Source organism: Enterococcus mediterraneensis (genome assembly GCF_900604485.1).
Lineage (GTDB): Bacteria > Bacillota > Bacilli > Lactobacillales > Enterococcaceae > Enterococcus_C > Enterococcus_C mediterraneensis.
Map to the genome: position 1 here is coordinate 173,835 of NZ_UWOP01000001.1, position 25,164 is coordinate 198,998.

The following is a 25,164-nucleotide window of genomic DNA, read 5'->3' on the forward strand; positions in this document are numbered from 1 at the left end:
CTTTGTGGTTGGCTGACACATTTTTCTCACCATTCCCTGCAAACAATTCCTCAATAAGCCAGCCAGCTATTTTCCTACTTCTTCAAAACAATTATGAAAAAATTGACATTATTTATTAGTAACTATATACTAATTATAAAAAAAAAGGAAGGGACGGACGATTATGAAGGAAATTTTAGGAAAAGAGAAAAAATTCATTCTCATCACTTTTTTACTGGTCATTATTGGTGGGATTACCTCAATGATCACTCCTATAATGATCCAATATTTTAATGATCAAAACGTCAGTTTATCGTTTGATATCATGCTGTATATTTTTTTAGCTATGTTGGTCTCCTATCTCCTGCAAATCTTTATGTTTGTCTACCGGGAGAATTTTGCGGCCAGTTTCAATGTCAATTATCTCTTTAGTCTTATCAAAAAAGTATATGACTTGAAATATGACAAGCTGATCGAAAAAGAATCCTCCTATCTCGTCAATCGGATCTTCACAGCAGTAGACTCGCTTTATTTATTTCTGGTGACAAGCTTGTCTATCGTCATCAAAGCAGGTTTTATCATTTGCTTGTCTTTATTGGTTTTATTTTTTATCTCCTGGAAAATTTTCATGGTTTTACTGCTTTTGCTGCCGCTTAATTTTTTTGGCTTCAAATATATCAATAAACATTTAGCCCTCAAAATGGAAAAAATGCAGAAAGATTCCGCCAGTGCGAATAAAGATCTGATCGTGACACTATCTAATAGCGACAATGTCAAATCTCAAGCCAGTCGATCAGCGATGGAACACTTGTTAAAGCCTCAAATCACCGCTATGTATCAATCACTTGCCAATACCAATAAATATGCCCAAATCACCAGCAACACCATTACTTTTATAAATCAGCTCGTCCAAAATATGACTTATATCTGGACCAGCATCTTGATCGTTAACCAAGAATTTCCGGTAGGGAATCTCATCATCATAAGCATCATCATACCTATGTATTATTCTGCTTTAGGTGATCTTTCAAAAGCCAACATCGACTATAAAAGTCTTTTGACAGCAAATGATTTCATAAAAAATGAACTGGACGCAAATCGAGAAGCCCTCGGTGATTTTCCCCTCACCACTATCGATCATGTAACAATCGATCATCCTAGTTTTTATTTAGGAGAAAAAAAGTTTTCGTATGATCTAAACGTCGTCTTAGAAAAAGGTGATATAATTTATTTAGAAGGCGATTCCGGCAGTGGAAAATCTTCATTATTACGGTTATTATTGAATTTTCGTTCTTCCACTGGTATCAGGGTCAATGACTTACCCATCAATGAAATCAACAACCATGATTTGCGAAACCGGATCGCATACATTTCTCAAACCCCGACGATCCTTTCCACTTCTTTGGAACAAAATATCGGGATGGGCAAAAAACTTTCAGACGCAGACAAAAAATCGATCCAACGTTCAGGTATATTGGGCGCTATATTGAAAGACAAAAATTGGCAAAGTATTTTATATGAAAATGGCGGGAATCTTTCCGGCGGCGAGAAACAACGAATAGCGATCAGCAGGCTCATGATCTCAGATGCTGATATGTATATCCTTGACGAAAGTATCAGCAATATCGATAAAGAATCAGCAGTTGCCATTATGGATTTTCTACTCAAAAACAAAAAAGAAAAAATCATCTTATTTACGACACACGATAAGTTTTTTAAAAGATATGCAAACAAAAGAATCAACATCAGTTCAGGAGGAACAAAATGAAAGAGATGCTGACTATTACAGAGGTAGCTGAAGAATTGGGCGTGACCACCCGAACCATCAGAAACTATCTGGCAGAAGGAAAACTTACTGGAAAAAAAATCGGCGGACAGTGGAAATTCCACAAATCCGACATCTATGATTTCGCAGGTATGACTATTGAAGATCCTGTATCAAGTTTTCTTGATAGTACGGATCTGGAGGCGATGCTTGCGCTAAACCTTCCTATTACGGATATAGAGTCAATCGAATCATTAAAAGATAAACTGCTTCATCAATACAACACAGTTTACGATGGTAAAAATCGTAAGTTCTTTTATCAAGTTCTTACGCCCACTAAAGCTAGAGTAGTGATCCAAGGACCGCCAGAATACGTCATCAGTTTTGGCGATTGGATAAAAAATACGTTGCAAGATTATCATTAAAGCAAGTACCAGCTTCATAGAAGGCAAAAACACTGCGGCAAAGTTTTCACCTTGCTGCAGTGTTTTAATAATTTTATCTGCAAAAAGCAGATATCCCATGATGATAGACCTAAAAACTTAGATTTTATTATACAAATAACATACTCCAAACCAAAACTATCATACAGATCATTTTTTATATCCTTATCCCAATAGGTTTCAGACAAAAAATGCTATTCTTAACAAGAAAAATAAAGCAACATTATCATCTCAATATTGAAAACTTTAAGAATCAGAAAAATGAGCTCATCCTAATAAAATCTCATAAAGAATATAAAGCTCCCATGTTGAGATTTTGATTCTATAAAACTGTTCCAATGTATAAAAAATCGTTTGAGCATTTTGATAAAAAGGTTTATTGTTGATTTTCAGTTCGTTGACATCTTCTGGTACAGGATAGTCTTTTGCTCCCAGGATCGTTCGCTCGATCATCAAAGCTAGATGCATCATCAAGTTAAATTTCATTTTAGCATTCAACTGTAAATTGAATCTTTTTTCACACTTATCTACTACATCCTCTACTTGTCTGATGATCACATCAGGGTTTAGAAATTCAAGCTTTTCAGATAGTCCTTCTTTTGAAAAGAAATGAATGAATTCGTTCATCAATAATGGGATATTATTAGGATGAATCAAGTTTCTTAAGCGTCTATTCAACTGATTTTCCGCATCCTCATCCAGAACATCGATCAGATTGATACTTGGAACAGGGGTAGTATTATCTAGATACGAAGTTGTTAAGATCAAAGCCGTTTCTTTCAAATAGTCCTCTTCCGAAGATGCTCGTTCCAAGGTATTCGCCAACTCGCCGTAATTCAATACAATCAACTTGATATCAGGATTGAAATATTTTTCGCAGATTGTCTTTATTTTTTTAGCGATATTCCGTCCAGATATGCTGGCGATAATAACGTTCTTTTCTACAGCAAAACCTTCAAAATATTGCACATTTGTCACGAACTCCCGTTCCGCCGTTTTAGCGATTTCATAAAAGAGATTGCCATTGATCAATCTCTGCCCGATATCCAATGCATAAGATGTGGTCAAATTATTGATCACTAATAATTCCCCTAAAATCTGAGGCTTCAAGCTTTTATATAAGTGAGTCAATGACCCCATATCTACTAACATGATCACCCCTTCTGATGTATCCCTTTCTGAAAGCCAATCACTAACTTTCGTAACAATATCTCTGGCAGAAGAAGTCAAAGGCATGTTGATGGCGTCAAAAACATAGTCTCCGCACATTTTGTTTGCCACTGCTTGAATACTGCTGGCCGTAGCGTTTCCATGAGCTACTAATAAAGCTTGATAACGAATGTCTTCTGATACTTTGCCGATCAGCATCACTCCCAAGAAAAAAGTAACAAAAGGTTGAACTTCCAACGGTAAATTTTTAGTAAGATTTGCTGACAAGAGCAAAGTTCTTGGATATTGTTTTGAAAAAAGATGCATTTTTTCTTCCAGTTTTTTCCCATCCATCTTTTCTTTTACGATTCGTAATAACCTGCACACTACTTCAACCGAATCCGCTGTCAACGCTTCATTGTCGATGATTCTTCGATTTTGTTCCTGAACACTTGTCTTTATCTTTAAAGATAAACTGTCATTAGCTAAAACAACCATATTTTCCAAAAATCGACTGTCAAAATCTTGTAATTTCTCTTTTAGTTCGGTAAAGTTGGTCATTTCCAATAATGAGCTCAATTTTTTCGCGAAAAGCTGGCGGTTCCCCGCTTTTGATTTTGAGATTGGAGGATAGGTTATTTCGATTGCCGCTTTTTTGTCTTTCCCAATATACAATGTTGGACTAGTTGGCGCTAAACGTAACGCATCTGCACAATCCATTCTTACTTGATTTGATAAACTTCCGATATTTCCCGGAAGTTTTTGAGCTGTTAAATCAAAAAATACTTCATTTGAAATGACTATATTTTTTTTGATACGTTTTGCTTCACGCTCAAATAGATATTTGACTAATTCGATCCGTTCAAAAATCGGACGCTCGTGAAAAGCTGGTAGATTAATGACTACAGAAATACGTCGATAAAAGGTCTCTAATAAAACTTCTTCAGGTTTTTCAGTCGTAGCAAATAATAATCGGACGTTCGAATACACCATTTCCGCTTCTTCCCCAATAGGTCGAAATTTTCCTGTATCCATAAATTGGAACAACTTTTCCTGATTTTCGTGAGACAAACGGTGGACTTCATCGAGGAAAAGAACACCGTTATCCGCCTGTGCTAAAAGCCCACTTTTTTCTTTTTCCGCTCCGGTAAACGCCCCTTTTGTATGACCGAATAGAATAGAAGATAATAGTTCAGGATTATTCGCATAATCGGCACAGTTGAACACAAAATATTTTTGAGATCCCTTACATTTGTTTTCTTGAAGATATTTAAAAATCAAATATGCTAAAAAACTTTTGCCTACACCACTTGCTCCATGTAGAAGAAGCGGCAATCCTAATGGCGGATATAAAACTGCTGCTTTACATGTTTCAATGGCTTTTTTTGCGCTGCCGTTACTTCCGATATACTGAACAAAGACATCTTCATCATTTTCATATTTTGGTTTATTGATCGTCCAGTATACTGGTTTTGTACCACTTTTTTGTATTTCATTTTGTTCTAACAGCTCATTTAAGTATAGGCTTGTGGCTGAGCGGCTCAATGAGATGGAATCAGCGATCTCTTGTGTTGTCAAAGCATTTTCTTCTGCTAATAAATTTAGTAAATGTTCTCTTGTTTCTTGTCGCATAGCTTGCCCTCCTCTTATAAACATACCGTATGTATTTGAAAAAGTCATCTTTCTAAACAGGTATCACAAATTTCGTTCCTTATTATTTTTATAAAAATCAAAACTATCGCGGTCAAAGCCCGCTAATTCGTGACCTTGACTGCGATAGTTATTGATATACTCAACTACGGCTTATTCAAAATGCAAGAGTTGAGATAATATCGTGATGACTGCTTCTCTCTCTGTCTTGACTTGTAGAATAGGCGATATTTCTTCTTCATCAAATCGGTTCAACCAAATTGGGTGCCAATTGGCTGATAATGCTGGACGGATATCATTTTGATAACTGTCACCTAAATAATATATCTTTGTTATTTCTTTAGGCAGACGTTCAGTGACTTTGCGGAAACAACTCACATTTGGCTTGGCATCCCCTAATGATTCAGAAATAAATTGCCACTTTGGATCAATAAATTGATCAAGTTCCAACAATTGTATTTTTCTTCGTTGCTGTTGTGTGGATCCATTTGTCAAAATACCGCAAAAAATATCGCTTTTTTTCAATACATTTAAAAGAAGGTTCATTTCATTTGATAACGTCAAATTACTTTGACATAAGTGATAGTAATCATCTAAATCAGAAGCTTTGATATCTTTCTTCATTTCTAATGTTTCCATCACTAGCAGCCAGCGTTCGTTCTTTTGTTTTGAATTTGTGTTTTCTTTTTGACCGCCTTGATTGATTTTTTCACTATAAGAATGGAATTTTCGGTAAAAGCGCTTTAAAAATTTTTCGTCAAAAATCGAATCCGTAGAATACTTTCTTATCGTCCATTTGAACGCTAAATAATTGTCTAACAATGTATCGTCTACGTCAAAAAACACAGCAACTTTTTCTAACATATTCCTAACAGCCCTAAGATGATTCCTAATAACATGATACCGAACATGACTAGATTCACATTCACTTTTTTCCGCAGCAACCAGAAAGCAAATAATGTCACAGCTAATGGTACGATCCCGACAAATAATTGATCAAGGTAATCTTGAATCTTCATTACTTCTTCGCTGCCTTTTACACTCACCTTTAAAATCGTTTCGAATTTAACATTCGAAGCGGTCATGGACCCCATCATCATCAAGCCCAACATACTGGAGGCTTTCGTCAAGATCTTCATGCCGCCTGATTCATACATGCGTTGAATAAAGCTGGCACCAACAGAATAACCGCTGTATAACGCATAGTAATGAATAAGAAAAGCAGGAACATTATAGATCAGCAAAAACATGATAGCGCCTAATGGTGAACCTGTCGCCGCTAAAGATATTCCAATCCCAGCTGCGATCACACGTAAGATTCCCCAGAAAAATGAATCTCCGATCCCAGATATCGGTCCCATCAGCGAAGCTTTTACAGCGGTGATCGAACTGGCGTCAAAATGTTCATCCTCACTATTTTGCTTTTCCATCGAAGCGACTAAGCCCATGATGAAATTATTGATATGCATCGTTGCATTGAACCATGTCGCATGTCGAACGATCGCCTCAGCGCGTTCTTCTTTTGTTTTATAAAAGCGATTGATGACCGGCAACAATGTATAGATCACACCAACCGCATGATATTGAGTAGCTCCTGTACGACTGGCATTCATTGTCCATGAACGCCAAAAGACTGAGCGCATCATTTTCTTTTCTTCTTTTGTTAAATTTTCTTGAAATTTCATGCGAAAAAGTCCTCCTCTTCTTCTTCTTTTGTCATCGGACCGGTATGATGGCCGCCACCATTATTGCCTGCGTCTCTGATTTCAATATCTCTTTGGGCACTGATGACACAAATAACGACCCCGATAACAGCTACGGCAACAGCAGGAAGTTGCAAATAAGCGGTCAAAACAAACCCTAAAATGTAAAAAACAGCCAGTTTGTTATCCCACAGCAACTTCATCAACATAGCAAATCCGACAGCCGGCAACAATCCGCCTGCTGCGCTCAATCCGTTCATCAGATTTTGAGGAATACGTTCGACGAATGTATTTACTGGTCCGCTACCAGCTAAGATACCAATAAAAGAAATAGACGCAATGATCACATAATAAATCACCCAAGTACCATAATGTAAGGTAACAATCATTTTCTGATTATTCTCACGAGCAGCTTTATCCAAAGCCGGAGCAAAAATATTCATAAAGACATTTTTCAAAAACATAACTACAAACGCCGCCAGCATACCGATCGGCACAGCTAAGGTCATCGCGGCTTTTTGTTCTACATTAGAAATGATTGCAAAAGTTGTGGCCAAAGTAGTGGCCGTTACAGGTTCTGCGGCTATTACTCCCCCGATATTCACATTACCTAAGAATACGGCTTCTAAAGAAGCACCCATCAAGATACCTGTTTTCACATCACCCATTAAAATCCCTGTGACAAGTCCTACTACTAATGGGCGTTCCATCATACTCTGACCAGTTAGATAATTCCCCGCGAAGCAGATAAAGACTGCTAAGGCTGCCATCGTTGCATGTATTAACATATTTTGCTCCCCCTATTCCAAAGCCTCTTTTAAACTTAATTGCGGATTTGTCGGTAAAACTTGATTGTAACTATCTACACGATCTAACTGTGCCAGTTCTTTTGCTGCGGCCAACTCTTCTGGATTCAATTGTACACTTGGAAAAATCATGGTCTTCGTTGAAGGATCAGACTTATCGAAACGACCTGCATTAGCGACATTCACCGTCGCTACATTTTCGACATTTTGAGCGATTTTGTTAGCATCTGATACGCTGTTTACAATGACAAAGATTCGCTTGTCAGCTCCTCTTGGATCATTAAAAACTTGGATTGCATCGTCCACGGATCGAATCAATAATTTCATGCCATTCGGTACTGCCATCTTCAGCGTCATTTGCATCACTTCATTCTTCGCCGCTTCATCATTGGCTACTACTAATAATGGTGCATTCAATTCTTTTGTCCAGACTACAGCTACTTGACCATGGATCAAACGGTCATCTACACGAATCTGTGTGATCATTTTCTTTTCCTCCTCAGGATTTGTGAGTATTATTTTTATAGTTTCCTATCCTATCTGTTTTAAAAAAAGGGTTCTTCTTCAGGTAATTTCATTGATACCAAACGAACTTGGCTTTCTTCGATTGCTTCGTTGATTCCTTTTTGTGTAAATGCTTGATTTTCCGGCGCTAAGACTAACGATAAAATAATCGCCAAATTAGAATTTGAAATAATAAATAATTGATCTTTTTTACTCTTCATAAATTCCTTTACTACCGTCTGATTCACACTTCCGCCAAATAAATCTGTAAAGATGACTCCTTGTTCATCCTCGCCGACAGAACTTATAAAGTGTGTAATAGTGGACGTATAATCCTCATTTGTCAGATAGGCGTCGATCACTTCAAGTTGAGCACCTTTATCCGCTAAAATCGTCAGTGAGTTTTGGAACCCGCTGGCTAATCGACCATGTGTTGCAACTAAAAATTTTTTTTTCATATTTTTCACCTCACCTTATATAAAGCAAGTATCATGCCAAAAAATAAAAGAGTAAAAAGCTTATCACCATACGCTTTTTACTCTTTATAAACTGTTTAAACAGATACAATTATTTTTAAACACATATATATCTGAGACATCTTTGTAGTTGACATAATTAAACTATGGTTTTCTTCTTAGATGATTCTGAACCTTTAATGCATAACTGCCTTCAATATATAGTCAGCAAAACAGTCAGCAAAAAACTCCTCTTACTTCAAATTAAGATTACAATCCTATCGCTTCTTCTTCTGGCTCATCAAGCGTGTAGACTTTTGCTTCTTTTAAATTCAACTTTTTAATGTAGACCGTTGAGATGCTCACTAACGCCAACACAACTCCTGTAAAAGCAAAAATCACAAAATCAGCATGCTTATGAACCAAATCATAAAAGGATCAAACATCGGTCACGATTTCTTCCAAGTGACCCTTCTGAAAATACGCAAAAACTCTACCAATAAAAGTAGAGTTTTGTAGCAATTTTCTAAAATCAGGTTTTTTGGATTGGATTTAGAGATAGGCACTGATTGATTACTTATCTCACAGCTCCATTTAAACAATCCCTCCAAATCACGACAGATTAGAGCTGCTCTGACTGCATTTGATACATTTGCTGATAGATCCCTCCAGCCTGAACCAGACTTGAGTGATTGCCCCGTTCAACGATTCTACCTCGATCTAAAACCAAGATTTGATCTGCTTGCTTGATCGTTGACAGTCGGTGTGCGATCATAAAAGTAGTCCGTCCTTTTTGCAAAACTGTCATTGCTTTTTGAATGATCGTCTCCGTTTCGGTATCTACGTGACTAGTTGCTTCATCTAAAATCAAGATTTTCGGATCAAATACCAATGCACGGGCAAAGCTGATCAATTGGCGTTCCCCACTGGAAAACTCATTCCCTTTTTCTACGACCGGATGATGGATTCCTCTGGGATAACGGGTAATTAGATAACCGGCGCCGACTTGTTCCAATGCTGAGAGAATCATTTCTTCTGTAATCGATGGATCATTCATGCCGATATTGCTGGCAATCGTCCCTGTGAAAAGGTAAGGATCTTGCATAACGATTGCCATTGAACGACGAACGCTGTGGCGGTCAAATTCTTCGATTACTTGATCATCGATCGTGATGGTCCCGGCTTGCGGGTCATAAAACCGGAACAGCAGATTCAAGATACTGGATTTCCCCGACCCTGTATGCCCAACTAATGCAACTGTTTCACCAGCAGATACCTGAAAATCAATCTCGTGCAAGACAACTTGTTCTGGGTCATACCCAAAAGTTACCTGATTGAAGGAAACATTTCCTTCATTGATATTGATGGATGCTTCTTGTTGCTTTTCAATTGGCTGATCAGCAAACTCAAAGACACGTTTGCCAGCAGCAAGTGACTGCTGAACATTAGTGATCGTTTGGACCAGACCTTCGATCGGGTCATACAGCCGGTTGATATAATCAATAAAGGCATATAGCAAACCCGCAGAGATAGCCAGCCGGCCATCCAAGAAGAAAGCTGATAATGTCGTGATCAGGATCAAAATCGTTGAATTCCGCAAAAGATTGCCTAATCCCCAAGCAATACTTGAATCTAACAACAGATATTTACGTCCTGTTTTAAACCATTTCTCAACGGTTTCATTAAACTCCTTCTGCAGTTGACCTTCTCTTTGGAAAGCCTGAATAACTGCCATTCCTTGAACAAATTCATTTAACTGACCACTGATTTGAGAAATATACTCCCGCATCGCAATATTATAACGAGAAGCATATTTCGTGTAGAAATGCTGCCAAATGCCTAGAATCGGGATCAAGACGAGCATAGCCAAACCAAGTGTATGATTCAGTAAAAAAAGTGCCAAGAATGCGCCAATGATTTGAATGATGTTGCTCATCAAATTACTGATGACGATCACGTAGAAATTGGAACGTAAAACTTCCGTATCATTGGTAATCCGTGCGACTACCTTTCCGGCAGGGATCTGGTCGAAATAAGAAACAGGTAATTGGTGCATATGGTCAAAAAGCTGGTCACGCATTTTTTTAACAATGCTGTTTGACATTTTGCGCAATTGCAGCAAGCTGATATAACGAAACAGCGAGCCGATCAAATTGATCAGCAGGTAACCTGCCAACAATTGGACCAAGAAAAGCACATTCAAATTTCCCGTCTGGACTGACGGTGTCATGACGCCGTCAATCAACCGTTTGGCGATCATCGGCGAAGTCAATTCCAATGCAGCACCTAGCAACAGCAAAACCGCCCCGATCGAAAATTGTTTTTTGTAATAGCCTACATAAGCCAGCATGCGCTTAATCGTTGAGAACATCTTGATCGTCCTCCTTTAACTGTTGATGATAATATTGTTCTTGGTACCAACCGGGAACTGCAATCAGCTCTTGATGGGTCCCTCTTTGGATCACATGCCCATCTTCCAAAACGATCACTTGATTGGCTTCTGTGATGGCAGATAAGCGGTGGGTCACGATGATCGAAGTTGGTGCATTTTTCATTTCTTTAAGGTTTGCGATGATCGCTTGTTCTGTCTTTGCATCGACAGCTGACAATGCATCATCCAACAACAGCACCTCACTACTTCGAAGAAATGCCCGTGCTAGCGACAAGCGCTGCTTTTGACCGCCAGATAAAGAAACACCCTTCTCCCCGACTAATGTTTCAAGTTCTTCTGGCATCCGTTTGACGTCTTCGTCGAAACAGGCCAGCGCCAACGCTTGCCACAAGCGCTCTTCAGATGCGTTTGGATCTCCAAACAGTAGATTTTCTCGAATCGTCCGTGAAAACAACGTATGCTCTTGTGGAACTTCTGAAAAGTGGCGGCGGATCTCTTCTGTCTGAAAAGCAGTCAAAGGCTGACCATTGATCAATGGAATTTGATTTGAATAGGGATACCGATGTCCAAATTGTCGTAACAAGGAAGTCTTACCACTCCCCGTTTTGCCGACGATTCCCAGCACTTCTCCCTTTGTAATAGTCAAATCGACATCTTGTAAGACAAATCGTTCCGTATCCGGGTATTTAAAATTGTACTTTGAAAATTCGATTGTTCGGATCGTCGGTACAAGTTGCTGCCCTGCAGATTCCAGTTGATCGCCAGTCTGCAATACTTCATTGATCCGACGCCAAGAAGCCGCCCCTTGCTGCATTACATTTACCAGATCTCCTGCTGAAATCATCGGCCAAACCACCATCGTTAGATAGACTTGGAACGAAACCATCGCACCAATCGTGATTTGCTGATTGGCTACTAGGAAAGCACCGATCCCAAAACTCATAACAAAACTAATCGCCAAAATGATTGTAATCAGCGGCCCAAAACGGGAATCAATCTCGGAAACGATATCATTTTTTTCACGAGTTTCTGTTGTTTTTTGTTGAAATTGCTTTGTTGTTGCCTCCTCTAAGCCAAACGCTCGCACCACTCGGATTCCATCAATGATTTCCAACACTTCACTATTCATTTCAGAAACAGAGTTTTGTGCTTCCGTAAAGGCTTTGTCTACTTGTGAACCCCATTTGAAGATGTAGTAAGCCAAAAGCGGCATCGGAATCAGTGCGATGATCGTCAATACCCAAGAGACCGTGATCGCCATCATGGCAACAATAAAGCTTAAATAGAGGCTCGTATTCAAGAAAACCATCAACCCATAGCCCACAGTCATCCCCATGACTTGGACATCATCACTGGAACGGGTCATTAAGTCTCCTGTTCGAAACCGATGATAAAAAGGTGCACCCATGTTCAAGAAGTGCTTCATCAGTTGCTGACGCAATTGCTTTTGCAAATCATATGATCCGATAAATAAATTAAAAGTCCAAATAAATTCTGCAATATAGCCTAAAAGAATCGCACCGGCAAACAAGCTGACGTAGCGAATCAAAACCGCCATCGTGAAGTCATCTTGGATCAATGCATCGATGAATAAACGCAAAATATAGATAGGTGCCACATACATAGCACTGGAAATAACCATAAAAATAAATACGATTACATAACGCAATTTATGCGCTTTAAAGTACGTCATTAATTGTTGTAAAATATATTTCATTTTCTTCCCTCTCAATCTAAAAAAGTACACAAAAAAGCTCTGCCCTTTCGGAAAAAGGACAGAGCATAACGTCAAAAATATCGACACTATCTGTGTACTAACTGATTACCGAATAAGGGATTAACTACTATTTTGTTATGTGCGAATTTTCCTGTAACGTTTTGCATCGTAATCCCTCCTTCTCTTTTTATTTGCTGATTACAAGTAACACTTTACAGATAACAATGAGGATTTGCAAGAATTTTATTAATTTTTTTTAAATTTAATTGACTTTTTTATAGTCTTTTTCATTGCTTGAGGATTAAAAAGATTGTTAAATCTGGTGTAGCGATTCCAAAAAGTTAGTCTTTTATGGAGTGGAGAAATTCACTCCTTTTTCATATACTAAAAATTATGTTTTTAACCAATCGCTGCTACTGTTTTACGAAATTGGACTGGACTTTGCCATTTCAATATTTATTTTGTCTCTCCATTATTTTAGTAATAGACATAGCTGTCGATTGCTGATTTCGGTTCCTCGAAACTGTTATAAGTTTCCCATGAAAAATCTTTTGCCTTAATAAACCGAAAAAATTCTCCATAAGAAAATTATGTGAACAGCTTCCTCTCCTAGGCTTGCTTTGAAAGACTTTGTATTCCTTAAATTTATTCCCATACGCTTTCATTTGATACGCTCAACATTGATACGATCAGATTGCTTTAGTTGTAAATTGTTTCTTATTTTTGATTTCATTTTTCTTAGACAAGATAGGTGGACGTCCCTTCGTTTTTGAGAGTCCATCGATACCACTGCACGGAATTGATGCATCCAACTAGCAATCAAAGCAGAGTTGTTCATGTTAAATATGTTGGCAACTTCCCGATAGGACAGGTCACTTTTTTGAAATAACTCTTTCGCATCAAGCTTAAATTGAACAAAATGTTTTTGATTTTGTTGCATTCTTAATAGATTCTCTTCACCAAATTCTCAATAGGTATTGATCCAGCGTTCAACTTGTGATGAATTCTTAACGAAATACTTATTTGCCAGATAACGGATTCCGCCTTTACCATCCAAATAAACATGAATGATCTTTAACTTAAGTTCAAAAGTATATTTAGCCATAAAAATACCGACCTCCAAAAATTAGATTTTTTAGTCTAACTTTTTGGGGTCGATACAGTTAAGAATAGTTGAATTACTTACGCTTTTATTAAAATGTTCAGTTAATAATTTCCATTGTTTTTCAAACGATTCATCATAGTGGAGACACATGGACAATACAATGACAAACAGCAAAGATAAAACAAACCAAGCCATTGATTAAAAGTCACAGGAAAAGGCAGCTAAAAGTTATTTATGCGATAAATGACTTTTTCAACTGTCCAGATACTGGTATAATTTTTTACATATTGTCACCTCAATAAAAAGACATCTAACTAACTGACAATTAGATGTCTTCAAAATTTACTTTTTTTCTATAATATCCAACAATAAGCTATCAACTATACAGTCCTCCATATATTTTCTAATAGTTCTCATATTAGAAAGTGAATTTAATTTATTATTCACCTTGTCGAATATAGCGCTTTTATCAAGCTTATTTAGGTATTCCTTTTTCATCTTATTACTAGCAGTAATCTCAGAATATACTTTTTCACAAATATCCCTCTTTTCATCCAAAGTAAAATCTACAAACTTAATAAATCCATCAAAACGACTCAATAGTGCTCTATCAATATTTTTCTCCATCTCATCAATTGATAATAAATTTGAAGTACAGATAATTATTGAATTGCTGACATCAACTTCAAAGTTTTGATCAACATATTTTCCTTCATCAAACATTTGATAAAAAGTTGTGTGGAAAAAACTTGGAGCCAAAAGAAATTCATCTAATAATATTAAATTTGATGATCGGTTTAACAATTTTTTTGAAAATGAATCTTCGCTATGTGATGTTGCTTTATAATATTTCACACTAGATTCACCTCCAAGCATTGTCATCTGCTCTCTAATAATATTATCATTCCCATACAATGTTTTGGAAAGATACTTTGCAGTTTCCGTTTTTCCAATGCCGGGATTTCCATAAAACATTAGAACTAACGGTTTAGATGAAGGTCTAATTAACTGAGCTAAAAGCTTTCTACAAATAGATTTTTTTGCATCTCTTTGTCCTATGATTGATTTATCAAAGTTTTTAAAAATAGATTGTATATTTTTCTCAGTTATTTTCTTATATCTGTGTTTCACTACTGGAATTTTTTCTGGATAAGTTTTAATTTTATTATAAAAAAACATTGGAGGATTTAAAATTAAAACTTGGTCAATTTCAGAAAGCTCAAACACTTTGACTAATAAATCGAAATTTTCTAAGACATGAGAATTAGTACTGGAACAATCTTCAGTTTTAATAACACATGTTTTGTTGTTATTCAATAAATTAATTATGTCACTCAATTGTCTATCTGAGGTCCAATTCCTTAACATCTCACTAAATTGAATCACATCATCAAGCGCTTCTAATCGCTTATTAAATTTTTTTATGGGCTCAAAGAACACTTTAAATTTCACAGTCATTATCAAACACCTGCCATAAGTATATCAATTATCGGAAGCCGTAAATTTAACTTTTCCTGTCTCTGTTCTTCATCAAAATCTTCACTTTTCATATTGCTGGACTTTTCTTGAATGATATTATCCATCATATGTCCAAATTCCAAATTAGCATCGTTTGCTGTACCAACCTGTATTCCAAATAGATGTAAATCCATTTTGGTTAAGTCTTGCAGGGTATAGTTATTCCTAAGTCCAGAGATGTTAAATCTAGTTATCATTTTTTTACCTTCTTGATCTTCACAAATAAATTCATAATAACCAGACAATAAATCCAAGGTGCGTTCCATTTCTTGAATCTTTAATCCGTCAAAATTAGCTTTTTCCTCAGCACTTAGAGTCGATAATTTACTGATATCATCAATCATATTTAATACTGGAACTAAATTTCTATAATATGCTGGTGAGTCCTTATAAATGAAAAGATTCACATTTGTTAAAGATATTATGTTTGTATTATTTGAGTCAATAACTTTTTTAAAACTACTAATGATTGTGCTAGTAATTCGAGTTTCAACGAGATTGTTCTTTTTGTGTGCAGCATTCCCTGACAATCTAATTTTTGCAAAATCGAAAAATCCTTTACCGACAGATGCTTCCGCTTCAATTGCTGCGACAGACTCAGAAACTTTTTTAATTACTTTGGATTCATCTCCGTCATTATTTAACTCTAAAAAGTCCATTATTGCTTGTTCATCAAGATAAATAACTTTACCAAATAATAATTCCTCTTTATTCACCATTAAAGCTCCTCCAAACATACGTTCTCAATTTATTATATCATAAATTACTATTAACTAATATATCCAAAAACACCTTAACTAGTAACTAAATAAGCTACTTTACTCTCTAAATTTCTTTCATATGCTTCATAATCACTATAGGTTTGCATGTGGATAGTTATATCTCCCAGAGCACCAATTTCTTGAACTAAATAATAAGCAACATGCTTCATAATATCGTAATCCGGATAACAAATAATATCATCCATATGTTCGATTATCTCTTAAAAGGAATTAAAGAAGACATGTTGAATTTCAGTTACGACTTCTCAAATCGATGTTCCTTCTAATGCTTGTGTGAGTTCAGACAACCGATTGATTTCCTCAAAATGGTCAATCATTAGATTGTACTATATAAAAAAGATGTATTTTTAATTAGACCTTATTAGCTGAAAACTAAAATAGGAAATTTCCTTTTGAAAATTTCCTTGAACATTTCACTATCATAAATTATTTACTGTATATCTTTCTTCTTAACCGATTAATCAACTGCATATAAAAAACATCGAAATAGGTCTAACAACCTAACTTCGATGTTCATAGGTGACTCTATCAGTCTGATTTGCCAAAGAGCCAGAAATCTTCTTGGAATTAAAAAAATTGTCGCCCATTTAAAACTTTGGGCGACAATTGGGCGAAACTTTTTGGAAATTCACAAACTATTTACTTTTATTTTCAAACAAACCCCGCTACTTCTTAGGTTCGTCCTCGTCCATTTTCAGAACGGCCATGAAGGCTTCTTGCGGTACTTCCACAGAACCGATCTGTTTCATCCGTTTCTTACCTTCTTTTTGTTTCTCTAACAGTTTCCGTTTACGGGAGACATCCCCACCGTAACATTTTGCCAAGACATTTTTACGTAGGGCTTTGATATCGGAACGAGCCACGATTTTTTGGCCGATTGCTGCTTGGACTGGCACCTCAAATTGTTGGCGAGGGATCAGTTTTTTCAGTTTTTCAACGATTGCTTTGCCGCGTTCATAAGCAAAGTCGCGGTGAACGATAAAGCTCAAGGCATCGACTTTTTCAGCATTCAACAAGATATCCATCTTAACCAGTTTGCTTGGTCGGTAGCCGGACATTTCATAATCTAATGAAGCATAGCCTTTGGTGCTGGATTTCAACTTATCGAAGAAGTCAAACACGATTTCTGATAATGGAATCTCATAGACCACGTTGACCCGATACTCATCCAGATAATCCATCGTGACGAAATCGCCGCGTTTTCGTTGGGAAAGCTCCATCACTGCACCTACGTAATCGTTTGGTACCATGATCTGAGCTTTAACGTAAGGCTCTTCCACGCTTTCAATAGTCACAGGTTCCGGAAAATCTGCTGGGTTATCGACTACAACTTGAGTGCCGTCTGTTTTGTTCACATGATAGATAACCGATGGCGCAGTGGTAATCAATTCCAGATTGAATTCTCGTTCCAAGCGTTCTTGGACTACATCCATGTGCAATAGGCCTAAAAATCCGCAACGGAAACCAAAGCCCAACGCTTGGGATGTTTCTGGTTCAAATTGCAAAGCAGCATCGTTCAATTGTAATTTTTCCAACGCTTCTCGCAAATCATTGTATCGTGACGTATCGATCGGATACAATCCGCAGAAAACCATTGGATTCATTTTACGGTACCCGTGCAGTGCTTCAGCGGCAGGATTATTCGCCAATGTGACGGTATCCCCTACTTGCGTGTCTTGAACGGTTTTGATAGCTGCGGTGATATAACCAACATCTCCCACCATCAAATAATCCCGTTGAATCGCTTTTGGTGAAAAGACACCGACTTCTGTAACATCAAAGGTTTTGCCGTTGCTCATCAATTGGATCTTATCTCCGGGACGGACAACACCGTCCATGATCCGAACATTCAGCACGACACCGCGGTAAGAGTCATAGACAGAGTCAAAGATCAATGCTTTTAACGGCGCCTCTAAATCTCCCGTTGGTTCTGGAACGTATTCTACGATTTGTTCCAAGATTTCTTCGATCCCGATTCCAGATTTTGCACTGGCCAATACCGCTTCGCTGGCATCGATTCCGATCACGTCTTCGATCTCTTTACGGACACGTTCAGGATCAGCGGCCGGCAAATCGATTTTGTTGATAACTGGCAAGATCTCCAAATCATTGTCTAATGCTAAGTAAACATTCGCCAATGTTTGAGCTTCGATCCCTTGCGCCGCATCCACGACTAGGATCGCTCCTTCACAAGCGGCAAGACTTCGCGAAACTTCATAGGTAAAGTCCACGTGCCCCGGTGTATCGATCAGATGAAAGATGTATGTTTCGCCATCTTTGGCTGTATAATTCAATTCTACGGCATTCAACTTAATTGTGATTCCGCGTTCTCGTTCAAGATCCATGGAATCCAGCAATTGATTTTGCATTTCACGGGAAGTAACTGTGTGAGTTTGTTCCAAGATCCGGTCCGCTAATGTGGATTTCCCATGGTCGATATGGGCAATAATGGAAAAATTCCGGATTTTCTCACGTCTTTTCTTCATTTCTTCTATATTCATGCGTTTCCTCATTTCTTTTAATCAACTTCTTTATTATACCAACGAAAGCTGTAGATTTAAAGACTTTTCCAAACCGCGAGCAAAAACGCCTCGTGTTTGATATACTGATAACTGTAAAATCTGATTTGCCTTTCATCCCTACGAAATGACCGAAATGATTTATTCGCTGATTTTTTAGGATAAACTTGAAAAGCAAAAAATAATGGAGTGATTTATATGAAAACTTATTTTGCCGCACCGATGTTTGCCAAAAGCGATTTGCTTTACAACGCTAGTTTGGTGACAGAGCTAAGGTCAAAATATCCTGAACTTGAAATCTACCTGCCGCAAGAAAATGAAGCGATCAACGATAAAAATGCTTATGCCGACAGCAAAATGATCGCTTTGGCTGATACGGAAAAGGTTTTAGAAAGCGAATTGATGATCGCGTTGTTAGATGGTTTGTCCATCGATGCCGGGGTCGCATCAGAGATCGGGGTCGCTTATGCTAAGAATATTCCTGTCTTGGCGTTATATACTGACAGTCGTCAACAAGGCGGCACAAATCAGAAAAAATTGGATGCATTAAGCCAAGTCGGTGAAAATCAATTCCATTATATCAATCTCTATACTGTAGGATTAGTAAAACTAAATGGTCAATTATTTGCGACAGAAGAAGAACTTTTCCAAGGGATTTCTGATTTTCTAGAAAGGAATCCAGAGCAATGAGTCTTTCTTACCGCAAAATCCAGTTAGCTATGACTGTATTGGGCATCGGCATCTTGATATACAATATCTGGGAATTAGTTACAGGCCGCTTTCCACAAAATCAGGCAATCGTTTTTATCATTGAATGTCTGTTAGGTATCCTTCTGATCTACTTGCCGGAGATGCTTTACAAAGTGATCAAGATCCGTATTCCTGAAGCCACTGTTTATTTTTATTGGTTCTTCCTTTTGATTTCTGTCTTTCTTGGGACTTGCCTGCATCTGATTTTGATCGTCAACTTTTGGGACAAAATCCTGCACACCGTCAGTCCGATGGTTCTGACAGCGATCGGTTATGGATTGATCGGTCTTTTCTTAGGTAGCACCGACACGAAAAAAGTCTCGCCTTGGCTTTTTCTACTGTTCGGCTTTGCATTTGCCGGTCTTTGTGGGGTTCTTTGGGAATTTTGGGAATTTGCCTGCGATCAATTCGGCGCAATGAATCTTCAGCGGTATGAAACAATGTCCGGCAAACCATTTATCGGACGGAGTGCACTGATGGATACGATGGGTGATCTGTTCACCAATACATTGGGCGCATTGATCATGTCCGTCTTCGCGGCGATCCAAAGTAGAGGAAACACGGCTTACTTCCTCTCCTATCGCTTACAAAAAATGCCTGAGAAAGAACGGGCACCTAAAAAACTGTAATTTTTCGATCGTATCTCTAGAAAAATCAACAGACAATACAAAATGATCTCAATGAAAAAATGCGTTTTTGCGATTTTCCAGCAGAAAAGCTTTTCGTTGAGATCATTTTTTCTTTCCGCATTCATCCTTACCTTGGTAAAAAAGCTGCGATTTTTTCATGCAGCAAAGTATCAGGATTGATGCACAAGATTGGGGTAGTTTCCTGATATTCCTTTAAAAAATATGGAAAATGGGTACAGCCGATCAAAATGGCTTCTACTTTATTTTTCTTAAAATAATCTGTTGTTTCCAGCAATCCAAAATCTTCAACGATCTCTTTTGGCGGTCGCTGATTTTCAACAGCCTTTACCCAAGAAAGGTTGGTGATACTGTAAACTTCCGCTGTCGGATTTGTTTGGACCAATACCGTTTCGATCCCTGCCGCTCCTTGGGCATTTGCCGCCAGTACACCGATTCGTTCATAATCTGGGGCTATTTCGCGGTAGATTTGAAAGGGCGTGATGATCGGCAAAGCAAATTCTTCGGACAATCGATCAAAATCAAATGACCCGCTGAGAGAGTTGCAATACACCAGCAGTAGATCAGTTCCTTGTTGGATCAGTTCCGCTAGTTTTTTTCTAAGAAATGCTTCTCTTTTTTCATAGGGTTGTGTTTGAAAAAAGGTTTGTTCACTTGGATTTTTTGAAACGGGGGCTAGAATGAGTTCTGCATCCAGATCATCGATCAACGCCGCCCCCATTTGCGTATCGATCGGCGTTCCCGCCATGATTGCTATTTCCATGTTGTTCCCTACTTTCTTTTGCTCATTATACACTGTTTTCAAAAAATTCTGCACAAAAAAAGACAGCTGGTTTCGGTATCATCTGATAACATCGAAACTGGCTGTCTTTTTTAATATATTGCGCAGGATCGCTAATGATAAGGGATCTCTACCAACGTTGTTTGTGTGTCAGGAGTGGCAGAAGCATCTGTCAGATAGTACTCATAACTTTCATGGAGAAACTGATGTCCGGTCTTTTTGATCTCTTCGATCATCAATGAATAGACTAAAGGCAGGTCTTCATCATTTCCGACAAAAGTTCCTTGAAGTGCTTGGTAGCCGGCTTTTTGATAGCACAAAATATCTTCTGTATCTTGGACTTCGCGATCGATAGGGATACCGATTTCTAGCGTGATCGGTGTCGCTGTAACATTGCCGCTATCATCCAATTTTTTAAAGGAAACAAAGGGCAGACCATTGATATGCCCTTGCTGTTGTTCAATGTGATCGGCTAATCTCGTGAATCCTTCTCCGATCCAATGGAACAATTCAGCGTTTGAGACTTCTTTCAAAATCGACACGACCAACTGTGGATCTTTTTTGATCTTGAGTACCTCCATGTATTCTCCTCCTTTTACAATAAGTATGACAAGTCACTAGCAGTCGTTGGATAGCCCATAATAAAACGTTTGATTTCTGCGGCATTTATTTTTTTATCGATGGCTATCGCCAACAGATTGATCAGCTCATCTGCGTGACCGCTCAATGTGGTTGCGCCTACCAATTGTTTGTTTTCAAAAATCAGTTTAGCTTTCGCTACCGGTTCATTTACGCGATGATAGGTAAACCAGCTGGTAAGATCTTTTTCTCTGATGGTATATTTTTCTGGATGTTCAACGGCTTCTTTAGCGGTCACCCCGACTTGCGCCAGCTTAGGACTGCCGAAAACGATCGTTGGGATCGATGGATAATGGATAGCTTCTCCAATCTTATCCATTGCTTTCACCACATAGTTTGCTTCATATGTCGAAACCGGCGTCAATTTAGGGATCCTTTTTGCTAAAACATCTCCACTGGCGAAAATCGTCGGTACGGAAGTTTGTAAGAATTCGTTGACAATGATTCCGTGTTTGTCATAGGCCACACCGGCATTTTCCAATTGCAGTGTTTCAACATTCGGGATACGTCCGGTGGCACAAATCACTAGATCGACCTCTTTTTCAAAGCCTTGACCTTGCAATTGATAGCTGTCGTCTGAATTTTTCGTGATCTTTTGCAGATCGACATTAAAATCTAATTGGACGCCTCGTTCTTTCAACTGCTCCATCAATTCACCCACTAGATCTTTATCAAATGCTTTCAACGGCTGATCATTATGATGGATGATAGAAACTTCTGCGCCAGCTGCTTGTGCGATGGTTGCCAATTCGATAGAGACATAGCCGGCACCTACAAAAGCGATTCGTTTTGGTAATACGTCTAAATCAAGAAAATCCGTACTTGTTTTGAAAAATTCTTTTCCTTCGATATCTAAAATCATTGGTCGTTGTCCTGTCGCGATCAAAAATTGTTTTGATTGGATCACTGTTTCGCCTACTTGAAGCTGATGGGCGTCTAAAAAGCGGGCTGACCCGACTAGTGTTTCGATACCTGATTTTTGCAAGGAATCTTGTCTTGACTGAGGTACCGGTTCTGTAAATGTCCGTTTGAAGGCCATCAACTCACTCCACTGGATATCTGGTGAAGCGGCAAATCCTTTTTCTTTCAGCTGATCGACATGATCTTTTGCTTCGACAGCGGCAATCAATACCTTTTTGGGATCACAGCCCCGGTTAGGACACGTCCCGCCCCAAAGATCATTTTCAACAATCGCCACAGTTTTCCCTGATTTTTTCAAACCAAATGCGGCACTAAGACCGGCAACTCCTGAACCAATAACAACTGCATCAAATTTTTTCATTACTTTTATTCTCCTTTCGACTTAGAAAAGCAAAAACATCTTGTCTGGTTATCTCACCAAATGGATGATGATTTTTCTCAATGATTACATGCGGATGTTGCGCCAGCAATGAATAGATTTCTCCCAAACTGGTTTCTTCTGTCACGGTTTTTGCCTGTGGATCAGTGACTTCTTTCTGGTAAAAGCCGGTATTTATCAAGTGTTTGACAGTAAACAGAGAAGTGTCGTTGTCGCCTGTCTCTTCGAAAAAGGTTTCGATAAATTTTGTTTTTGGTTCTGCGAGGATTTTTTCCGGTGTATCGCATTGAATCAGGCGGCCATCTTTCATCACCGCGATCCGATCCCCTAATTTGAGAGCTTCTTTCATATTATGAGTCACGAAAACGATGGTCGTTCCCAACTCCTTATGAATACGTAAAACCAGTTCTTGCAGCGAATTTCGAGAAATCGGGTCCAACGCGCTGAAAGGTTCATCCATCAAGATGACTTCGGGATTGGCGGCGATTGCTCGCAAAATACCGATCCGCTGCTGCTCCCCTCCAGAAAGCTCACGTGGCAGGCGATCACGGTATTGTTCCGGATCTAAATTGACCAGCTTCAATAAACGATCAACGTTATCTTTACGTTTTTCTTTCTCCCAACCCAGCATTTCAGGGATCACTTCGATATTTTGTTTGACTGTCATCGTTGGAAACAATGCGATCTGTTGCAGGACGTAGCCCATCTCCCAACGCATTTTCTGCAGATTGTAATCCTTGATCCGCTTGCCCTTAAAATAGACATTGCCGTCTGTCGGGACAGTCAGACCGTTGATCATTTTTAGCGTTGTTGTTTTTCCGCTTCCGGAAGGCCCTACAAGGACGAATATCTCACCTCTTTCGATAGTGAAACTCAACTGATCAATGACCAATTTATCTTGAAATTTTTTCTGTACATCTTTGAATGCGATGATTTCGGTCATTTCTCTTCCCCCTTCACAAGCCCTTCTTTGACTAAAAAGTCGTGGGCAACGGCTTCCGGCTGTTTCTTTTCTACGTTGACTTGGTAATTCATTTGGATCATTTGTTCTTCCGTGATCTTTCCAGCAAGCCGGTTCAACGCCTTGACGATATCTGGGTGCGCATCAGCAAATTCCTGCCGCATCAGCGGAGCTCCTTGATAGTGCGGGAACATCTCCTGATCGTCTTTTAGCGTTACTAAATCATACTCTAAAATCTCGCTGTCTGTAGAATAAGCGTCGATCAAGTTGATATCCCCATTGTTGATGGCTTGATAACGCAAAGCAGGCTCCATACTTTGAACGCTTGGAAACTCTAATTGATATTGCTTTTGGATTCCTTTGTAGCCGTCAGGACGATCAATAAATTCCAAGGTAAAGCCCGCTTTGACCTGATCTTGGATTTTGATCAAATCAGAGATCGTCTCGATCTGATGTTCTTCCGCAAAACTTTTTTTCATCGCCAATGCGTACGTATTTTGATAAGCCATCGGTTCCAGAAAAGCCATTTGAAACTGCTCGAACAATAATTTTTTGGCTTCTTGATAGGTTTCTTCCGAGGAAAGAGTTTTGTCTTGATCTTTTTCCGGTACCTTCACCAGACTTTCCAGTACTGTTCCAGTAAATTCAGGATAGATATCGATCTGATCGTGCTCCAACGCGCTGAATAGAAAGCTGGTTTTCCCAAAGTTCGGTTTCAATTCCACAGTCACAGAAGGGTCCTCTTCTTCGATCAATTCTTTATACATACTGATCAAAATATCCGGTTCGGCGCCTAGTTTACCGGCAATAGTCACCGTTGTTCCCTGCAAAGCGCCGGTTTGATAAAGAGAGATTCCACCGATCAATAAAATAAAACCAGCTAAAGTAGCGATAGTATAGCGGGGTTTCAAATTTTGCAACAGTCGGATCAAACTACTGAAAATGATCGCCAATAAAGCCGAGCTGATGGCACCGATCAGAGTCAGCATCGGTGTATTGCGATCGATCCCTAAAAGAATAAACGTCCCTAAACCGCCGGCACCGATCAATGCAGCCAATGTCGCTGTCCCAATGATCAAAACCAGCGCCGTTCTGATACCTGAGATGATCACCGGCAAAGCGATCGGCAATTCGACTTTCAGTAAACGCCGCATCCGAGACATCCCAAATGCGACAGCGGCTTCTTCGATCGAGGGATCGATCTCAGACAGCCCGATATACGTATTTTGAAAAATCGGCAAAAGCGCATAAATGATCAATGCGATCAGTGCCGGTGCTGTGCCGATCCCTACAAACGGAATCAGCAATCCCAAAAGCGCCAATGAAGGGATTGTTTGTAACACACTGGTAATCTGCAAAACCACCTCGGCTGCTCTCTTATGATTTGACAGCCAGATTGCTAATGGTACAGCGATAATGATCGCGATCAGAAGCGCAATGATAGAAATAGATAAATGCTGAAAAGTGGCTGAAAGCAGCTCTTCTTTTCGTTCGGTAAGTAAATTGATAAAATCCTTCATTCGTTCTCTCCAATCAAGCTTTTCTTTAAGTATAAAGTAAAGAAGTTTTTGCAACAAAACATCCGCTTATGAACACGTA

Annotated in this window: 21 protein-coding genes and 3 pseudogenes; 4 read left to right on the plus strand and 20 right to left on the minus strand. The window is 38.6% G+C overall.

Annotation, left to right across the window (positions count from 1 at the left end; all coding sequences use genetic code 11):
* Window positions 1-163: 163 nt before the first annotated feature.
* Together EFB00_RS00845 and EFB00_RS00850 are read left to right on the plus strand one after the other, a co-directional pair.
* A complete protein-coding gene (locus EFB00_RS00845) occupies window positions 164-1,747 on the plus strand; it encodes an ATP-binding cassette domain-containing protein (protein WP_122645054.1) in 1,584 nt (527 codons plus the stop codon).
* Window positions 1,744-2,169 (plus strand): helix-turn-helix domain-containing protein, encoded by a 426-nt coding sequence (locus EFB00_RS00850; protein WP_122645055.1) that lies wholly within the window; start codon window positions 1,744-1,746, stop codon window positions 2,167-2,169. The genes EFB00_RS00845 and EFB00_RS00850 overlap by 4 nt, the downstream gene beginning before the upstream one ends.
* Before the next feature lie 285 nt (window positions 2,170-2,454).
* On the opposite strand, the gene EFB00_RS00855 is transcribed toward EFB00_RS00850, so the two are convergent.
* The 15 genes and pseudogenes from EFB00_RS00855 to lepA all read right to left on the minus strand — a co-directional run bounded on the left by EFB00_RS00855 (window position 2,455) and on the right by lepA (window position 18,469).
* Window positions 2,455-4,968, minus strand: coding sequence for a sigma 54-interacting transcriptional regulator (locus tag EFB00_RS00855; protein WP_122645056.1), 2,514 nt, complete (start codon window positions 4,966-4,968; stop codon window positions 2,455-2,457).
* A 171-nt stretch (window positions 4,969-5,139) separates the two neighbouring features.
* Window positions 5,140-5,850, minus strand: coding sequence for an HAD family hydrolase (locus tag EFB00_RS00860; RefSeq protein WP_122645057.1), 711 nt, complete (start codon window positions 5,848-5,850; stop codon window positions 5,140-5,142).
* Entirely contained in the window at window positions 5,844-6,671 is an 828-nt protein-coding gene (locus tag EFB00_RS00865) for a PTS system mannose/fructose/sorbose family transporter subunit IID (protein WP_122645058.1), read from the minus strand. The genes EFB00_RS00860 and EFB00_RS00865 overlap by 7 nt, the downstream gene beginning before the upstream one ends.
* The gene (locus EFB00_RS00870) at window positions 6,668-7,477 is read right to left on the minus strand and encodes a PTS mannose/fructose/sorbose/N-acetylgalactosamine transporter subunit IIC (RefSeq protein WP_122645059.1); all 810 of its coding nucleotides are present in this window, start codon (window positions 7,475-7,477) and stop codon (window positions 6,668-6,670) included. Before EFB00_RS00870 ends, EFB00_RS00865 begins: the two co-directional genes overlap by 4 nt.
* Before the next feature lie 12 nt (window positions 7,478-7,489).
* The gene (locus EFB00_RS00875) at window positions 7,490-7,981 is read right to left on the minus strand and encodes a PTS sugar transporter subunit IIB (RefSeq protein ID WP_122645060.1); all 492 of its coding nucleotides are present in this window, start codon (window positions 7,979-7,981) and stop codon (window positions 7,490-7,492) included.
* A 59-nt stretch (window positions 7,982-8,040) separates the two neighbouring features.
* A complete protein-coding gene (locus EFB00_RS00880) occupies window positions 8,041-8,457 on the minus strand; it encodes a PTS sugar transporter subunit IIA (protein ID WP_122645061.1) in 417 nt (138 codons plus the stop codon).
* A gap of 619 nt (window positions 8,458-9,076) precedes the next feature.
* On the minus strand, window positions 9,077-10,825 hold the full coding sequence (locus EFB00_RS00885; RefSeq protein ID WP_122645062.1) for an ABC transporter ATP-binding protein: 1,749 nt from the start codon (window positions 10,823-10,825) through the stop codon (window positions 9,077-9,079).
* Window positions 10,809-12,563 carry an ABC transporter ATP-binding protein gene (locus EFB00_RS00890; protein ID WP_122645063.1) on the minus strand — a complete coding sequence of 585 codons (1,755 nt, stop codon included), beginning with the start codon at window positions 12,561-12,563 and terminating at the stop codon, window positions 10,809-10,811. Before EFB00_RS00890 ends, EFB00_RS00885 begins: the two co-directional genes overlap by 17 nt.
* A gap of 456 nt (window positions 12,564-13,019) precedes the next feature.
* Window positions 13,020-13,237 (minus strand): annotated as a pseudogene (locus tag EFB00_RS13790) (IS3 family transposase); the annotation flags it as partial.
* A gap of 21 nt (window positions 13,238-13,258) precedes the next feature.
* Window positions 13,259-13,668, minus strand: a pseudogene (locus EFB00_RS13795) (helix-turn-helix domain-containing protein); the annotation flags it as partial.
* A 147-nt stretch (window positions 13,669-13,815) separates the two neighbouring features.
* Window positions 13,816-13,934: pseudogene (locus EFB00_RS00910) on the minus strand (TcpE family conjugal transfer membrane protein); the annotation flags it as partial.
* Between the two features lie 76 nt (window positions 13,935-14,010).
* A complete protein-coding gene (locus tag EFB00_RS00915; protein ID WP_164709406.1) occupies window positions 14,011-15,126 on the minus strand; it encodes an AAA family ATPase in 1,116 nt (371 codons plus the stop codon).
* A gap of 2 nt (window positions 15,127-15,128) precedes the next feature.
* Entirely contained in the window at window positions 15,129-15,905 is a 777-nt protein-coding gene (locus tag EFB00_RS00920; protein ID WP_122645067.1) for a DUF6414 family protein, read from the minus strand.
* A gap of 74 nt (window positions 15,906-15,979) precedes the next feature.
* Window positions 15,980-16,153, minus strand: a complete 174-nt coding sequence (locus EFB00_RS13385) for a hypothetical protein (protein ID WP_164709407.1) — start codon at window positions 16,151-16,153, stop codon at window positions 15,980-15,982.
* Window positions 16,154-16,633: 480 nt separating this feature from the next.
* Window positions 16,634-18,469 carry a translation elongation factor 4 gene (lepA, locus tag EFB00_RS00925; RefSeq protein ID WP_122645068.1) on the minus strand — a complete coding sequence of 612 codons (1,836 nt, stop codon included), beginning with the start codon at window positions 18,467-18,469 and terminating at the stop codon, window positions 16,634-16,636.
* A 216-nt stretch (window positions 18,470-18,685) separates the two neighbouring features.
* On the opposite strand from lepA, the gene EFB00_RS00930 reads away from it, so the two are divergent.
* Window positions 18,686-19,177, plus strand: coding sequence for a nucleoside 2-deoxyribosyltransferase (locus tag EFB00_RS00930; RefSeq protein WP_122645069.1), 492 nt, complete (start codon window positions 18,686-18,688; stop codon window positions 19,175-19,177).
* Window positions 19,174-19,866, plus strand: coding sequence for a DUF2238 domain-containing protein (locus EFB00_RS00935; RefSeq protein ID WP_122645070.1), 693 nt, complete (start codon window positions 19,174-19,176; stop codon window positions 19,864-19,866). The genes EFB00_RS00930 and EFB00_RS00935 overlap by 4 nt, the downstream gene beginning before the upstream one ends.
* 127 nt (window positions 19,867-19,993) lie before the next feature.
* Here the strand turns inward: EFB00_RS00935 and EFB00_RS00940 are convergent, their stop codons facing one another.
* The 5 genes from EFB00_RS00940 to EFB00_RS00960 form a co-directional block, all read right to left on the minus strand.
* Window positions 19,994-20,647 (minus strand): aspartate/glutamate racemase family protein, encoded by a 654-nt coding sequence (locus EFB00_RS00940; RefSeq protein WP_122645071.1) that lies wholly within the window; start codon window positions 20,645-20,647, stop codon window positions 19,994-19,996.
* A gap of 131 nt (window positions 20,648-20,778) precedes the next feature.
* Window positions 20,779-21,246, minus strand: coding sequence for a GyrI-like domain-containing protein (locus EFB00_RS00945; protein WP_122645072.1), 468 nt, complete (start codon window positions 21,244-21,246; stop codon window positions 20,779-20,781).
* Window positions 21,247-21,260: 14 nt separating this feature from the next.
* Window positions 21,261-22,586 carry a dihydrolipoyl dehydrogenase family protein gene (locus EFB00_RS00950; protein WP_122645073.1) on the minus strand — a complete coding sequence of 442 codons (1,326 nt, stop codon included), beginning with the start codon at window positions 22,584-22,586 and terminating at the stop codon, window positions 21,261-21,263.
* A complete protein-coding gene (locus EFB00_RS00955; protein WP_122645074.1) occupies window positions 22,573-23,547 on the minus strand; it encodes an ABC transporter ATP-binding protein in 975 nt (324 codons plus the stop codon). Before EFB00_RS00955 ends, EFB00_RS00950 begins: the two co-directional genes overlap by 14 nt.
* Window positions 23,544-25,085, minus strand: coding sequence for an ABC transporter permease/substrate-binding protein (locus EFB00_RS00960; RefSeq protein ID WP_122645075.1), 1,542 nt, complete (start codon window positions 25,083-25,085; stop codon window positions 23,544-23,546). Before EFB00_RS00960 ends, EFB00_RS00955 begins: the two co-directional genes overlap by 4 nt.
* Window positions 25,086-25,164: the final 79 nt, after the last annotated feature.